General features: G+C 44.7%; 11 protein-coding genes and 1 pseudogene. All 12 read left to right on the top strand.

Annotated elements, in window-relative coordinates; all coding sequences use genetic code 11:
• Positions 1-394 (top strand): annotated as a pseudogene (locus AC6CHI_RS13625) (acetyl-CoA C-acyltransferase); the annotation flags it as partial.
• A 36-nt stretch (positions 395-430) separates the two neighbouring features.
• Positions 431-1,786, top strand: coding sequence for a 3-carboxy-cis,cis-muconate cycloisomerase (gene pcaB, locus AC6CHI_RS13620; protein ID WP_498121880.1), 1,356 nt, complete (start codon positions 431-433; stop codon positions 1,784-1,786).
• A gap of 8 nt (positions 1,787-1,794) precedes the next feature.
• Complete coding sequence (gene pcaD / locus AC6CHI_RS13615) at positions 1,795-2,571, top strand: 3-oxoadipate enol-lactonase (RefSeq protein WP_498121897.1); 777 nt, start codon at positions 1,795-1,797, stop codon at positions 2,569-2,571.
• Between the two features lie 41 nt (positions 2,572-2,612).
• Positions 2,613-3,968, top strand: a complete 1,356-nt coding sequence (gene pcaK / locus AC6CHI_RS13610; RefSeq protein WP_498121878.1) for a 4-hydroxybenzoate transporter PcaK — start codon at positions 2,613-2,615, stop codon at positions 3,966-3,968.
• 14 nt (positions 3,969-3,982) lie between these two features.
• Positions 3,983-4,417, top strand: a complete 435-nt coding sequence (gene pcaC / locus AC6CHI_RS13605; protein ID WP_458892256.1) for a 4-carboxymuconolactone decarboxylase — start codon at positions 3,983-3,985, stop codon at positions 4,415-4,417.
• Positions 4,418-4,443: 26 nt separating this feature from the next.
• On the top strand, positions 4,444-5,169 hold the full coding sequence (pcaH, locus tag AC6CHI_RS13600; RefSeq protein ID WP_458892257.1) for a protocatechuate 3,4-dioxygenase subunit beta: 726 nt from the start codon (positions 4,444-4,446) through the stop codon (positions 5,167-5,169).
• Between the two features lie 15 nt (positions 5,170-5,184).
• Entirely contained in the window at positions 5,185-5,814 is a 630-nt protein-coding gene (gene pcaG, locus AC6CHI_RS13595; RefSeq protein WP_498121875.1) for a protocatechuate 3,4-dioxygenase subunit alpha, read from the top strand.
• A gap of 150 nt (positions 5,815-5,964) precedes the next feature.
• Complete coding sequence (gene aroD / locus AC6CHI_RS13590; protein ID WP_498121873.1) at positions 5,965-6,825, top strand: type I 3-dehydroquinate dehydratase; 861 nt, start codon at positions 5,965-5,967, stop codon at positions 6,823-6,825.
• A 27-nt stretch (positions 6,826-6,852) separates the two neighbouring features.
• Complete coding sequence (locus AC6CHI_RS13585; RefSeq protein ID WP_498121871.1) at positions 6,853-8,313, top strand: right-handed parallel beta-helix repeat-containing protein; 1,461 nt, start codon at positions 6,853-6,855, stop codon at positions 8,311-8,313.
• A gap of 60 nt (positions 8,314-8,373) precedes the next feature.
• A complete protein-coding gene (locus AC6CHI_RS13580) occupies positions 8,374-9,690 on the top strand; it encodes a carbohydrate porin (RefSeq protein ID WP_498121869.1) in 1,317 nt (438 codons plus the stop codon).
• Positions 9,691-9,869: 179 nt separating this feature from the next.
• The gene (locus tag AC6CHI_RS13575; protein ID WP_498121868.1) at positions 9,870-12,299 is read left to right on the top strand and encodes a glucose/quinate/shikimate family membrane-bound PQQ-dependent dehydrogenase; all 2,430 of its coding nucleotides are present in this window, start codon (positions 9,870-9,872) and stop codon (positions 12,297-12,299) included.
• A gap of 148 nt (positions 12,300-12,447) precedes the next feature.
• Positions 12,448-14,499: a TonB-dependent receptor domain-containing protein gene (locus tag AC6CHI_RS13570; protein WP_498121896.1), complete on the top strand. Its 2,052-nt coding sequence runs from the start codon at positions 12,448-12,450 to the stop codon at positions 14,497-14,499.
• Positions 14,500-14,631: the final 132 nt, after the last annotated feature.

Raw genomic sequence — 14,631 nt, 5'->3', positions numbered from 1 at the left:
AGAACAATACCAGCTTAAACCCCGTGCCAAGATCATTGCCTCTACGGCTGTGGGGGTTGAACCGCGCATTATGGGCTTTGCTCCAGCACCTGCGATCAAGAAATTGCTGAAACAAGCCAATCTCAGCATCGAGCAGATGGATGTGATTGAGTTGAATGAAGCGTTTGCCGCACAGGCACTGGCGGTGACCCGTGATCTTGGTCTGGCAGATGACACGACACAAGTGAATCCAAATGGCGGTGCGATTGCGATTGGTCATCCACTCGGTGCTTCAGGTGCACGTTTAGTCACTACAGCTTTAAACCAATTGGAACAAACCGGTGGTACCTATGCACTGTGTTCGATGTGTATTGGCGTGGGTCAAGGCATTGCGCTGATTATTCAGCGGGTTTAAATCGGATTAGCAAAGCGGATTAAGGAAAAGACCATCATGAGCCAGTTATATGCCAGCTTATTCTACCAAAAAGACGTGACTGAAATTTTCAGTGATCGTGCTTTGGTGTCTTACATGATTGAGGCTGAAGTCGCGTTGGCACAAGCACAGGCTCAGGTTGGTGTGATTCCGGAATCGGCGGCTACCGCAATTAGCCAAATTGCAGAAGCAGCGTTGGATCAGATTGATTTTGATGCTTTGGCTGTCGCAACAGGCTTGGCGGGCAATATTGCAATTCCATTTGTAAAGCAATTGACTGCAATTGCCAAACAAATCGATGAAGATGCTGCTCGTTATGTTCACTGGGGCGCAACCAGTCAGGACATTCTAGATACCGCATGTATTTTGCAGTGCCGTGCAGCGTTGACTCATGTTGAAGCCTTAATTCAACACTGTTATCGCGCAGCATTGGCTCAAGCCGAACAGTATCGTGCCCAAGTCATGATTGGTCGTACGTGGTTGCAGCAAGGTTTGCCGATTACGCTGGGTCATAAATTGGCGCGCTGGGCATCGGCATTTCATCGTGATTTAGCACGTATTGAAGCGATGAAGTCACGTGTGTTTACAGCTCAGCTGGGTGGTGCAGTGGGTTCATTGGCATCGTTACAGAACCAAGGTACTGCCGTAGTGGAGGCATTTGCAGCACAGTTACAGCTTTCAGCGCCTAGTTGCACTTGGCATGGTGAGCGTGACCGTATTGTGGAAGTAGCAAGTGTTTTAGCGATGGTGACAGGTAGCTTGGGCAAAATGGCACGTGATTGGTCTTTGATGATGCAAACTGAAATTGCTGAAATCTTTGAACCAACAGCAAAAGGTCGCGGTGGTTCATCGACCATGCCACATAAACGTAATCCTGTTGCCGCTGCTTCAGTTTTAGCTGCAGCAAACCGTATGCCTGTATTGATGTCGAGTTTGTACCAAAGCATGGTGCAGGAGCATGAACGTAGTTTGGGTGCTTGGCATGCGGAATGGCTTGCCGTACCAGAAATTTTCCAACTCTGTGCAGGTGCTTTAGAACGGACTTTAGACGTTTTACAGGGTATGCAAGTTAATGCTGAGAACATGCAGCGTAACTTGGAATGCACCCAAGGCTTGATTATGGCAGAAGCGGTCATGATGGCATTGGCACCTCATATGGGGCGTTTACAGGCTCATCATGTGGTGGAAGTGGCGTGTAAAACAGCTGTAGAAAAAGGCGTGCATTTAAAAGATGTGATTGCAGAATTGGATCAAGTCACAGCTTATTTTAACGCAGATCAGATTTCAGAAATTTTTAAACCCGAATCTTATCTTGGCAATATTCAAGACCAGATTGATGCGGTGTTGCAGGAAGCAAAAGGAGAGGCAAAGTGAATATTACAATGACCAATCGTCAGGGCAAATGTTTGGCTGTGCAAATTAGCGGTCAAGAAAATGCACCTGTAATTGTATTTTCAAATTCACTCGGCACAGACAAAGGCATGTGGCAACCTCAAGTTGCGGCATTTGAACAGCATTTTAAAGTCGTGACCTATGACACACGTGGTCATGGTCATAGCGATGTGATTGAGCATACTTCAGTACAAAACCTTGCTGAAGATGTGATTGATATTTTGGATGGTTTGAATATTCAAAAAGCCCATTTTTGTGGAATTTCCATGGGTGGAATGACAGCTTTATGGTTGGGTATTCATCATGCAGCACGTTTTCATAGCATTACCGTTGCCAATTCAGCAGCCAAAATTTGGACTGCAGAAGGTTGGAACGCCCGTGCAGATGCTGTGGTTGCCAACGGTTTAGCTGATTTAGTTGCAACGACACATACCCGCTGGTTTAGCGAACAGTTTGATTACCAACATAACGCTTTAGCACAACGTACCATCCAGTCTTTAGCAACAACGCCAGCACTGGGTTACGCAGAATCTTGCCGTGCATTGGCACAAGCCGATTTAACTCAAGAAATTCAGAACATTCATATTCCAACTTTAGTGATTGCAGGCGCATTTGACCCTGTGACCACAGTTGCTGATGGCATGTTCATGCAACAACAGATTCAAAATAGTGAATTGGCGGTGATTGACGCATCGCATCTTTCCAATATTGAACAACCTGAGCAGTTCAATCAAATGCTCAGTCAGTTCATTGGTTCGATTCAATAGTTTAAGGATTTAAAAAGGACTTTCAGCCTAAGGAGGCAGGTATGGCGTCTCAGGAATACGCTACTCAAAAAACGAGTATAGACGCGCAGGCACTGATTAATGAAGCACCAATTAGCAAGTATCAGTGGCTTATTGCAATTGTATGTTTTTTCATTGTTTTTGTTGATGGTATTGATACTGCAGCAATGGGGTTTATTGCACCAGCCTTGGCACAAGACTGGGGTGTAGACCGTTCCCAGCTTGGTCCAGTGATGAGTGCGGCATTAGGCGGCATGATTATTGGGGCTTTGGTTTCGGGTCCAACCGCTGACCGCTTTGGCCGCAAAGTGGTGCTAAGTGTTTCCATGCTCATTTTTGGTGGTTTTACCTTGGCATCTGCCTATGCGTCTGACCTAGACACCTTGGTGATTTTACGCTTTTTAACAGGTATTGGTTTGGGTGCGGCAATGCCAAACGCAACCACGCTATTCTCCGAATATTGCCCGAAACGCTCACGCTCTTTGCTCGTGACCTGTATGTTCTGTGGTTACAACTTGGGTATGGCGACTGGCGGCTTTATCAGTAGTTGGTTGATTCCGACTTTTGGATGGCACAGCCTGTTTTTACTAGGCGGTTGGTCGCCACTGATCTTGATGATCTTGGTGATTTTCTTCTTGCCTGAATCGTATCGTTTCTTGATTGTCAAAGGGGGTGATAACGCCAAAGTGCACCAAATCTTGTCACGTATTGCGCCTGAACAAGTTCAGGGTGTGACGGAGTTCCATGTACCAGAAGAACAGATTGATGGTGCAGAGAAAAAAGGTGTATTCGGCATGTTGTTCTCACCGAAATACGTTAAAGGCACAGTTTTACTTTGGTTGACTTACTTCATGGGCTTGGTCGTGATTTACCTGTTGACCAGCTGGTTACCAACCTTAATGCGTGAGACGGGTGCAACTTTAGAGCGTGCAGCATTTATTGGTGGTTTATTCCAGTTTGGTGGCGTACTCAGTGCCTTATTCATTGGCTGGGCAATGGACCGTTTCAATCCAAATAAAATTATCGCGTGCTTTTACTTAGTTGCAGGTTTGTTTGCTGTGGCAGTCGGTCAGAGCTTAGCGAATCCAACTTTACTTGCCATCTTAGTGTTATGTGCAGGTATCGCGATTAATGGTGCACAGTCTTCAATGCCAGCGTTAAGCGCGCGTTTCTATCCAACACAATGCCGTGCAACAGGTGTGGCGTGGATGTCTGGGATTGGGCGTTTCGGTGCCGTGTTTGGTGCTTGGATTGGTGCGGTATTACTCGGCAATGACTGGTCATTTACTGCAATTTTAAGCCTGCTCATGATTCCTGCAACCGCAGCAGCAGTCGCTATTTTTGTTAAATCACTTGTTGCACATACGGATGCAACGTAATTGAGGGTTCTCCCATGAATGATGAACAACGCTATGAACAAGGGATCAAAGTTCGAACTGAAGTGCTGGGTGAAAAGCATGTGAATCGTTCGATCGAGAACCTGAATGACTTTAATGAAGATTTTCAGAATTTTATTAGTCGTTTTGCTTGGGGTGAAGTTTGGTCTAGACCAGGTTTACCGCGTCATACCCGTAGTTTAGTGACCATTGCCATTTTATTGTCATTAGGTCGTGAAGAAGAATTGCGTATGCATTTACGCGCTTGTTTTAACAATGGTGTGACCAAGGACGATTTAAAAGAGTTGATTCTGCATTGTTCACTGTATGCAGGTCTCCCAGCAGCGAATGCAGCCATGCACATGGCAGAAGAAGTTTTTGCAGATTTGGGCATTGCACCCCAAAAGCTGAGTGAAAAGCAGTTAAACCAAGAACAGACCAATCAAGAGTAATGGAACAAGTTTAAGAGGGACGTCACATGTCACAACTTATTTTAGGTGCATATGCACAGCGTAATACCGATGATCATCCGCCAGCGTATACACCAGGCTATAAAACCAGTGTATTGCGTTCGCCTAAAAATGCATTGATCTCAATTGCAGAAACATTAACTGAAGTGACTGCACCGCATTTTAGCGCTGATCAGTTTGGTCCTAAAGATAACGATTTGATCTTGAACTATGCCAAAGAAGGTTTGCCAATTGGTGAACGTATTATTGTGCATGGTTATGTACGTGACCAGTTTGGTCGCCCTGTGAAAAATGCCTTGCTCGAAGTGTGGCAAGCCAATGCGTCAGGTCGTTACCGTCATCCCAATGACCAGTTTATTGGTGCGATGGATCCGAACTTTGGTGGTTGTGGCCGTATGATGACGGATGCCAATGGTTACTTTGTATTCCGCACGATTAAACCAGGTCCTTACCCATGGCGTAACCGTATCAATGAATGGCGTCCTGCACATATTCACTTCTCATTGATTGCCGATGGTTGGGCACAGCGTCTGATTTCTCAATTCTATTTTGAAGGCGATACGCTGATTGATTCGTGTCCAATTATTAAAACCATTCCTTCGGAAGAACAACGTCGTGCACTGATTGCTTTAGAAGACAAGAGCAATTTCATTGAAGCAGACAGCCGTTGTTACCGCTTTGACATCACTTTACGTGGTCGTCGTGCGACTTATTTCGAAAATGATTTGACTTAATTCAGGGAGAACAACATGAACAATTGGAATTTTCAGGAATTGCATGAAACTCCATCTCAAACAGGTGGACCATATGTACACATTGGTTTGTTACCAAAACAAGCCAACATTGAAGTGTTTGAAAATAACTTTAACAACCAGCTAGTGAAAGAAAACACCTTAGGCGAGCGTATCCGCTTAGAAGGTCAGGTGTTTGACGGCTTAGGTTTACCATTACGTGATGTTTTAATCGAGATTTGGCAGGCTGATGCCAATGGCGTGTATCCAAGTGCTGCCGATAGCCAAGGTAAACAGGCTGATCCAAACTTTTTGGGTTGGGGGCGTACCGGTGCAGACTTTGACACAGGTTTTTGGAGTTTCGACACCATTAAACCAGGTGCTGTTCCAGGACGTAAAGGCTCAACACAAGCGCCACACATTGCATTAATCATTTTTGCTCGCGGTATCAACATTGGTTTGAACACCCGTGTTTATTTTGATGATGAAGCTGAAGCCAATACGCAAGACCCAGTGTTAAAAGGTATTGAGTGGGCGCCACGTCGTCAGACGCTCATTGCTAAGCGTGAAGAGCGTGATGGTGAAGTGGTTTATCGCTTTGACATTCGCATTCAAGGCGAAGATGAAACCGTGTTTTTAGATATCTAACTCCCCAAGGCTTTGTGCAGGGCCTCCTGCACTGGGCTAATAGATAGAAGTTTATACGTGGGGATTCCATGTCCCATTGCATGAATCCCACGTATGTTTGCGGCTTATGACTGAAGTCAGGCAATAGTATTGAAAATACAAGGAACTGTAATGATTACGATCAAAAAATTAGCGATGCAATTATGTTTAAGCAGTGCTGTACTTGCAGCAATGCCATCTACATTTGCAGCCGAGGCCATGCCATTAAGCACCCAGCATTATGTGGTGAAAAACATCAATATTGGCGACTTACCTGTTAAAACCATCGTACCAATTACGGCAAAAACTGCTGAACAAGCAATAACGCAAGCAAAAGTGATTGCAGCTAATCCCGATGCAGACTTAGCCGAGTTTCGTATTGATTTACTCGAATTTTCTGCTGACACGAAAAAAGTGATTGCACTTGGTCAGCAACTGAATCAAATTTTAAAAGATAAACCGCTCATTGCGACCATTCGTACCCATAACGAAGGTGGCAAAATGACGGTGACTGATCAAGATTATGAAAAAATTTATCGTGAATATCTCAAAGCACCATTTATGCAGTTGCTGGATATTGAGATGTTCCGTGATGCAGGCAGCGTTGCGAAGTTGACCAAATTGGCGCACGATAAACATGTATTAGTGATTATGTCGAATCACGATTTTAATAAAACTCCAGAACAACAAGAAATCGAAAACCGTTTGCTCAAACAAGATCAAATGGGTGCAGACATTCTGAAAATTGCAGTGATGCCGAAGTCTAAACAAGATGTCATGACCTTAATGAATGCAACATTAGCGGTGAGCCAAAAAAGTCAAAAACCATTATTGACCATGTCGATGGGGCAATTGGGCACGATCTCGCGTGTAGCCACGGCCAACATGGGTGGCAGCTTAAGCTTTGGCATGATTGGTGAGGCGTCAGCACCGGGTCAAATTGATGTGACCCAACTTAAACAGTTCCTTAAAACTGTGCAGCCTACACCTTAAGACTTCAAAATATAAAAGGATTTGAATATGAAATCATCCACTTTACGTCTAACCACACTGGTTTTAAGTTTGGCTGCTTCAGGTTTTGCCAGTGCAGAAACTTATATGGTTGACCGCTATCAGGACGATAGTAACCAAGGCTCTTTACGTTGGGCGATTGAACAGTCGAATGCCAATTTAGCACAAGAAAATGAAATTCAGATTCAAGCCGTCGGCAAAGCTCCTTATGTCATTAAGCTAAATCAGCCTTTACCTCCGATTAAATCTGCCGTAAAGATTATTGGTACGCAGTGGGATAAAACCGGTGAGTTTATTGCCATTGATGGTTCGAACTACATTAAAGGCGAAGGCGCGAAAGCCTGCCCAGGTGCTAACCCTGAACAGTATGGCACTAACGTGCGAACCATGACGTTACCGGGTCTGGTATTGCAAGATGTAAATGGCGTGACTTTAAAAGGTCTAGACATTCACCGTTTCTGTATTGGTGTCTTGATTAACCGTTCGAGCAACAACCTCATCCAACATAACCGGATCAGTAACAACTACGGTGGTTCTGGGGTGATGTTGACAGGTGATGATGGTAAAGGCAATCCAACCTCAACCACCACCAATAACAACAAAGTCTTAAACAACGTGTTTGTGGATAATGGTGATGGACTTGAACTGACGCGTGGAGCGGCATTCAACTTAGTAGCCAATAACCTATTCACTTCAACCAAGGCTAATCCAGAGCCATCTCAGGGCATTGAAATCCTTTGGGGCAATGACAATGCGGTCGTAGGGAACAAGTTTGAGAACTACTCAGATGGTCTCCAAATTAACTGGGGTAAACGTAATTACGTTGCGTACAACGAACTGACTAATAACTCAATTGGCTTTAACTTAACCGGTGATGGCAACATCTTTGACAGCAACAAAGTCCACGGTAACCGTCTAGGTATCGCCATTCGTTCAGAAAAAGATGCTAACGCGCGTACCACACTCACTAAAAACGCAATTTGGGACAACGGTAAAGATATTAAGCGTTGTGAAGCGGGTGGTTCATGTGTACCTGATCAGCGTTTAGGTGCGATTGTATTTGCAGTACCTGCTTTAGAGCATGCCGGCTTTGTGGGTTCTCGTGGTGGTGGTGTGGTGATTGAGCCAGCGAAATTGCAAAAAACTTGTACACAGTCAAACGAACAGGGCTGTAATGCCATGCCAAACCACAATATCCAAGCACCACGTTTAAGCTATAGCAAAGGTCAAATTAGCGCTGTAGTTCAAGGGCAACCAAATCAGCGCTATCAAGTCGAATTCTTTGCCAATCGCCAAGCGAATAGCCAAGAAGCAGAGCAGTATTTAGGTACGCAAGTGGTGACCACCAATGCGCAAGGTCAAGGTCAAACCACTTGGAAAGCACTGGGTGGTGCTGCAAGCGTGACTGCCAATGTGACTGACCATTTGGGTGCAACATCAGAACTTAGCCCTGCCGTTAAAACGAAATAATAAGAATCGCATGGAAAGCTCAGCTATGTTGAGCTTTCCAAACAGAAAAGGATGTTTGGTATGCAACAACTCTTAAAACTTGGCACATTATCTTTGGCGCTAATCACTTGCCAATTGGCTTCAGCCAATGAATTTTATTCGGCAGACCGCCAATGGTTATTTGGTGATTGGAACGGTGAACGGAAGCAACTGGAAGATCAAGGTTATAAATTCACTGCAGCCATTATGAGTCAGGCAGCAACCAACCTAGATGGGGGGTATAACGATGACAATACGCTGGAAAATGCAGGACAACTAACTTTAGGTGCCAATTTTGATTTGAACAAAATTGCAGGTTGGGAAAATACTACGGCAGGTTTAATGATTACCAAACGTGATGGTAACGCTTTAACCCTAGAACGTATTAAAGACCCGCGTGCCAGTACCTTAGGCAATACTCAAGAAATTTACGGGCGTGGAAAAATTTGGCGTCTGACCCAAGCCTGGATCAAATCAGGATTTGATGACAATCGCGTGCAATTCAAGATTGGTCGTATGGGCATGTCGGATGACTTTAACAGTTCGCAATGTGAATTCCAGAACTTGCTACTTTGTGGTGGTCAGCTCGGTAAATCAATCGGTTCAATTTGGTACAACTGGCCTGTCGGAGTGTGGGGGACTAATCTGAAGTATCAGTTTGCACCAGCATGGTCACTCGGTTTGGGCGTATACGAAGTCAATCCTGATAATGTGAAAACACAATCCAATAGTGATGGTTTTAACCTTGATATGGACAATGTTGAAGGGGCAACCATTCCACTGGAGTTGGCTTGGAAACCAAAGTTAGCTGCATTAAATGGCTTACCGGGTGAATATAAACTTGGAGCGCTATATTCCACAGCGGAAGCCAAAGATATCCGTAGTGGCGAAATGCAAGATGGCAAATACAGTTTCTGGCTGAATGCTCAGCAACAATTGACTCAACACGGTGCTGATCCTAAACGTGGTTTATACATCAGCTTTAATGGTGTTGTGAATGATAAAGCCACGACTTCGGTTGAAAGTACCCAACAACTGGCGCTTTGGTATAAAGGACCATTCGAGAGTCGTCCGAACGATTCGATTGGACTAGGTTTTGCCAATTATGTCGTGAATGATCGCGTAACGGATAAACAAATTGCCACCAATGAAAGTCGTGGTTATTACAGTTACGACGCAGTGGCCAGTGACTATGTTCCGATTCAACGTGATGAACTGAATGTTGAATTGAACTACACCTACCAATGGTCACCCGCGATTATGCTTCGACCAAACTTGCAATACATCTATCAACCAACAGGCATAAAAGAAGTCGAAGATGCATGGGTGGCTGGTTTAAGTATGAAAGTGAATTTTTAACAGTATTTAGATTGAAAAGGTGATTAAAATATAAGCAGTAGTGCTGTTTAGTTTAAACACTTGAATCAAGGCTTGCGCAGTACAGCTGCGCAAGCAAAAGAATTTATTCGTGAAGATAAATGATACTCAAAGGAGAGAGGGAGTGATCATTTAAACGCACGGCACTAGGAGTAAGATGTATGTCTGAAGCTCAATCAAAGCCAGGAGCCATATTTAAAATATGGTGCCTTGTCCTTGGCTTGGCCTTATTGTTAACAGGCCTATTTTATTTAATTGGTGGCGGAAAGCTCATCAGTTTAGGTGGCTCATGGTACTTCTTTATTGCAGGCTTAGTGACCATCGTTTCAGCGATTTTCATTTTTAGAAAAAAAGCCCTTGGGGTTGGATTATTCAGTTTAGTCTTTATCGGTACCGTGATTTGGGCATTGATTGATACAGGCTTTGAATTCTGGCCGCTACATTCACGCTTAATGTTCCCAGCAGGACTCTTTGCTGCGGTGTTATTTACTTTGCCTTCTATTCGTAAATACCAGCAACAAACGGCAATGTCCGCACCAGCTTATGTGGTGGGTGGATTGACTGTTTTAGGTATGTTCGGTGGTTTATACGGCATGTTTATTCCACATCCGACTGTGGAAGCATCGGGTCAGGAATTACCATTAGTACCCGTTACCCCGAATAAACAGCAGGTGAATTGGGATCACTATGGTAGTGATGCAGGTGGGAGCCGTTTTGCAGCACTTGATCAAATTAACCGTAATAACGTGTCTAAACTCAAAGAAGCTTGGCGTTTCCAAACAGGTGATATGACCACAGGTTCGGGGAATGGTGCAGAAGATCAAATGACCCCATTGCAAGTGGGCAACAAAGTATTGTTGTGTACCCCGCATAACAACATTATTGCATTGGATGCAGACACCGGTAAGCAAATCTGGAAGGCCGAGGTCAACTCTAAAGCGGATGCTTGGGAGCGTTGCCGCGGTGTGGCGTATTTCGATTCGACTCAAGCCTTGGTCCAGCCAACATTGGCAGGTGCAACAGCCGTGACAGCAGTTGCGACCAATACCGCATGTCCACGACGTGTCTATACCAATACCCCTGATGGTCGCTTAATTGCAGTGAATGCGGATACAGGCGAACGCTGTAAAGACTTTGGTGTCGATGGTACCGTCAATTTACTTGAAGGCTTGGGTGATGGCACCAAAGCTCCACGTTTTGAAGTGACTTCAGCGCCAACCATTGCAGGCACTTCAATTGTGATTGGTAGCCGTATTGCCGATAACGTTGCAGCCGACATGCCAGGTGGTGTAATTCGTGCATACGATGTCATTACAGGTAAACTGCGTTGGGCATTCGATCCACGTAATCCAGATCCAAACTATGTGCTAAAACCAGGTGAAACCTATAAGCGTAGTTCAGCCAATTCATGGGCTGCAATGTCTTATGACCCACAAATGAATACCGTGTTCTTACCAATGGGGAGTTCTTCGGTCGACCTTTGGGGGGCAAACCGTCAACCTTTAGACCATAAGTACAATACCTCGGTATTGGCGCTTGATGCGACTACTGGTAAAGAAAAGTGGGTCTATCAAACGGTTCATAATGACTTATGGGACTTTGACTTACCCATGCAACCAAGCTTGGTCGATTTTCCACTGAAAGATGGTTCGACTAAACCTGCTGTGGTGATTGGGACCAAGTCTGGTCAGTTCTTTGTGCTTGACCGTGTTACAGGTAAACCATTAACCAAAGTGGTGGAACAGCCAGTTAAAGCTGCCGACATTCCAAATGAACAATACAGTTTGACCCAACCACGTTCTATTGAAATGCCACAAATTGGCAACCAGACTTTGACTGAATCGGACATGTGGGGTGCAACGCCATTCGACCAATTGATGTGTCGCATTAATTTCAAATCGATGCGTTATGAAGGTCTATTTACTGCACCAGGTACGGATGTTTCCTTGAGCTTCCCAGGGTCGTTGGGTGGTATGAACTGGGGTTCTATCGCATTTGATCCAACACATCGCTATATGTTTGTGAATGACATGCGCTTAGGGCTTTGGATTCAGTTAATCAAACAAACCCCTGAAGACTTGGCGATTCAAGCCAATGGCGGTGAAAAAGTAAATACCGGTATGGGTGCAGTGCCAATGAAAGACACCCCATACAAAGTCAACAAAAACCGTTTCTGGTCTGCGTTGAGCATTCCATGTCAAAAACCACCTTTCGGCACCATGACGGCAATTGACATGAAAACTCGTCAAATTGCATGGCAGGTTCCATTGGGTACGGTCGAAGATACAGGTCCGATGGGTATCAAAATGGGCTTAAAAGCACCCATTGGTATGCCAACGATTGGTGGTCCAATGGCGACTCAAGGTGGCTTGGTGTTCTTTGCGGCAACACAGGACTACTACTTACGCGCCTTTAACTCTTCAAATGGTCAAGAGTTATGGAAAGCACGTTTACCCGTCGGTAGTCAGGGTACACCAATGAGCTATATTTCACCTAAAACAGGTAAACAATATGTAGTTGTTTCTGCGGGTGGCGCACGCCAGTCCCCAGATCATGGCGACTATGTGATTGCTTATAGTTTAGGTGAGTAATACAGACGCATAAACGGAAAGCCCTTCTGTCCCAGAGGGGCTTTTTACACTCCATCAAATGATAAGAAAAGGATATCTTGTGAGACTACTCAATACGACTCCATTTCCCTTTCAATATGCGTTATTGACTGCTGTGATCTTGCAGTCGATGGTTCTGCATGCTCAAGAGACAACGGAATATCAACTTCCCGTGATTAAAGTCCAAGCGGTTCGAACAGACAGTGAATTGTTGCAGACCTCAGCGTCAATCCAGAAAGTGCAAGCGCCACAAGCGCAAAAAAATGCCAATGTGAATGTCTCAGAGCTGTTACAAGGCGTTGCGGGTTTGCAAATCAACAATCGTGAAAATTATGCCCAAGATTTGCAAATCTCCATGCGGGGCTTTGGCGCACGTTCAACCTTCGGTGTGCGCGGCATTCGCTTATATGTCGATGGTATTCCCGCCACCATGCCCGATGGTCAGGGGCAGAGTTCCAATATTGATTTAGACAGCCTAGACAATATTGAAGTTTTGACCGGACCCTTTTCATCCATTTATGGCAACTCATCGGGTGGCACAATTTTGACCCAGACCAAAGAAGGGCAAGGTCAAGATTCCATTCAAGTTGGGTTCAATGCGGGTAGCCATCACAAGCAACAAGCCAATATTCAATTACAAGGTGGCTCAGATCAAGCCAATCAGCCTGCATATGTCATCAGCTCATCTTATTTCGACACAGATGGTTTCCGTGACCACAGTGCAGCGCAAAAAGTACTGAATAATGCCAAGCTAACGTGGAAATTAGATGATGGCAGCAAAATCAACTGGCTCATGAACCGAGTGAAAATTGAAGCGGATGATCCACAAGGTTTAAAGCGGGAACAATGGCAAGCCAATCCACAACAGGTCAATGACAGTCAAAATATCTATGATGTACGTAAAAGTATTGATCAGACTCAGACAGGGTTGACGTGGAGCAAACCGCTGAATGACCAAAACGAACTCTATGCCATGTTCTATTTGGGCAATCGTCAAGTGGTGCAATATCAGTCCATTCCAAGCAGTGCACAAAAAAATCCGCGTCATGCAGGCGGTGTGATTGATTTTGATCGGGATTACTACGGTGCAGACTTCCGTTGGACAGGTAAGGAACTACTGCCGAATACCACCGTGATTGCGGGTTTGGCATTCGACCAAATGCGTGAAGATCGTCAAGGATATGAAAACTATGATGCAATGGGGCGTTATGGAGTAAAAGGGGATTTACGAAGAGATGAAATCAATACTTTATGGAATCTCGATCCGTACATTCAAGCCTCGTGGCAGTTTTTACCGCAATGGCATCTAGATGCAGGTTTACGCTATAGCAATGTCAATTACAAATCTGAAGATCAGTATATTGTGGCAGGTAATGGCGACGATAGTGGCAGTACCGACTATCAAAAACTATTGCCTACCGTGGCGTTGGGTTGGGAAGTATTACCTGAGTTGTATGCTTATGCCAGTTATGGCAAAGGCTTTGAAACACCAACTTTTACTGAGATGGCGTATCCGACGGTGGGAACGTCAGGTATTAACTTTGATTTAAAGCCTTCAAGCAGTGATAGCTATGAGTTGGGTTTGAAATCTCAAAATGTACTGGGACAGTTTAGCTTCGCAGCGTTTCATATTGAAACCCAAGATGACATTGTGCCTGATGATGCCAATGGCGGGCGCAGTACCTTCCGTAATGCGGAAAAAACTTTACGTGAAGGCTTAGAACTATCATGGCAAAAGCAACTCTGGCAAGCCTTGAATATTCGAACCAGCTATAGTTATTTGGACGCGACCTTTGATGCAGATATTCCTGCGACCACCACCAAGCCACTGATTCAGAAGGGGACTTATATCCCAGGGATTGCTAAAAACCAAGCCTTTGTAGCTTTGGCATGGCAACCTGAGCAGGGTTTTCAGGCCGGCTTAGACGCACGCTATATGGATAAAATTTATGTCGATGATATCAACTCTGATACTGCACCGAGCTATACCGTGGTGGCGGCAAACATCGGCTATTTATGGGTGAATCAAGACTGGAAAATCAATACTTATGCGCGAGTCGATAATTTGTTTGACCGTAACTATGTCGGTTCAGTGATTGTGAATGACAGTAATGGGCGTTATTTTGAACCTGCCGATGGGCGTAATTTTAGTGTTGGTATTAGCGTCAATAAAACTTTTTAATTGATCTCAAAACCATTCAAAAAAAGGGGCTGCATCGCCCCTTTTTTTGATGCCTGAAAATCTTTCACGGTATAGATACTCGTTTTTTTAGCCTAAATTTGCTTAAATACGCCTCGAAAAATAACAACATAT

The sequence above is a fragment of the Acinetobacter sp. GQ146 genome, assembly GCF_059758585.1.
The sequence above is the reverse complement of the archived record's forward strand: the minus strand, read 5'-3'. Positions and strand labels throughout refer to the sequence as shown.

Bases quoted from the DNA above. Each gene is read 5' to 3' on its own strand.
- AC6CHI_RS13580 (WP_498121869.1), top strand. From the start codon at position 8,374: ATGCAACAACTCTTAAAACTTGGCACATTATCTTTGGCGCTAATCACT.
- aroD (WP_498121873.1), top strand. From the start codon at position 5,965: ATGATTACGATCAAAAAATTAGCGATGCAATTATGTTTAAGCAGTGCT.
- pcaH (WP_458892257.1), top strand. From the start codon at position 4,444: ATGTCACAACTTATTTTAGGTGCATATGCACAGCGTAATACCGATGAT.
- pcaG (WP_498121875.1), top strand. From the start codon at position 5,185: ATGAACAATTGGAATTTTCAGGAATTGCATGAAACTCCATCTCAAACA.
- pcaK (WP_498121878.1), top strand. From the start codon at position 2,613: ATGGCGTCTCAGGAATACGCTACTCAAAAAACGAGTATAGACGCGCAG.
- AC6CHI_RS13585 (WP_498121871.1), top strand. From the start codon at position 6,853: ATGAAATCATCCACTTTACGTCTAACCACACTGGTTTTAAGTTTGGCT.
- pcaC (WP_458892256.1), top strand. From the start codon at position 3,983: ATGAATGATGAACAACGCTATGAACAAGGGATCAAAGTTCGAACTGAA.
- pcaB (WP_498121880.1), top strand. From the start codon at position 431: ATGAGCCAGTTATATGCCAGCTTATTCTACCAAAAAGACGTGACTGAA.
- pcaD (WP_498121897.1), top strand. From the start codon at position 1,795: ATGACCAATCGTCAGGGCAAATGTTTGGCTGTGCAAATTAGCGGTCAA.
- AC6CHI_RS13570 (WP_498121896.1), top strand. From the start codon at position 12,448: ATGGTTCTGCATGCTCAAGAGACAACGGAATATCAACTTCCCGTGATT.
- AC6CHI_RS13575 (WP_498121868.1), top strand. From the start codon at position 9,870: ATGTCTGAAGCTCAATCAAAGCCAGGAGCCATATTTAAAATATGGTGC.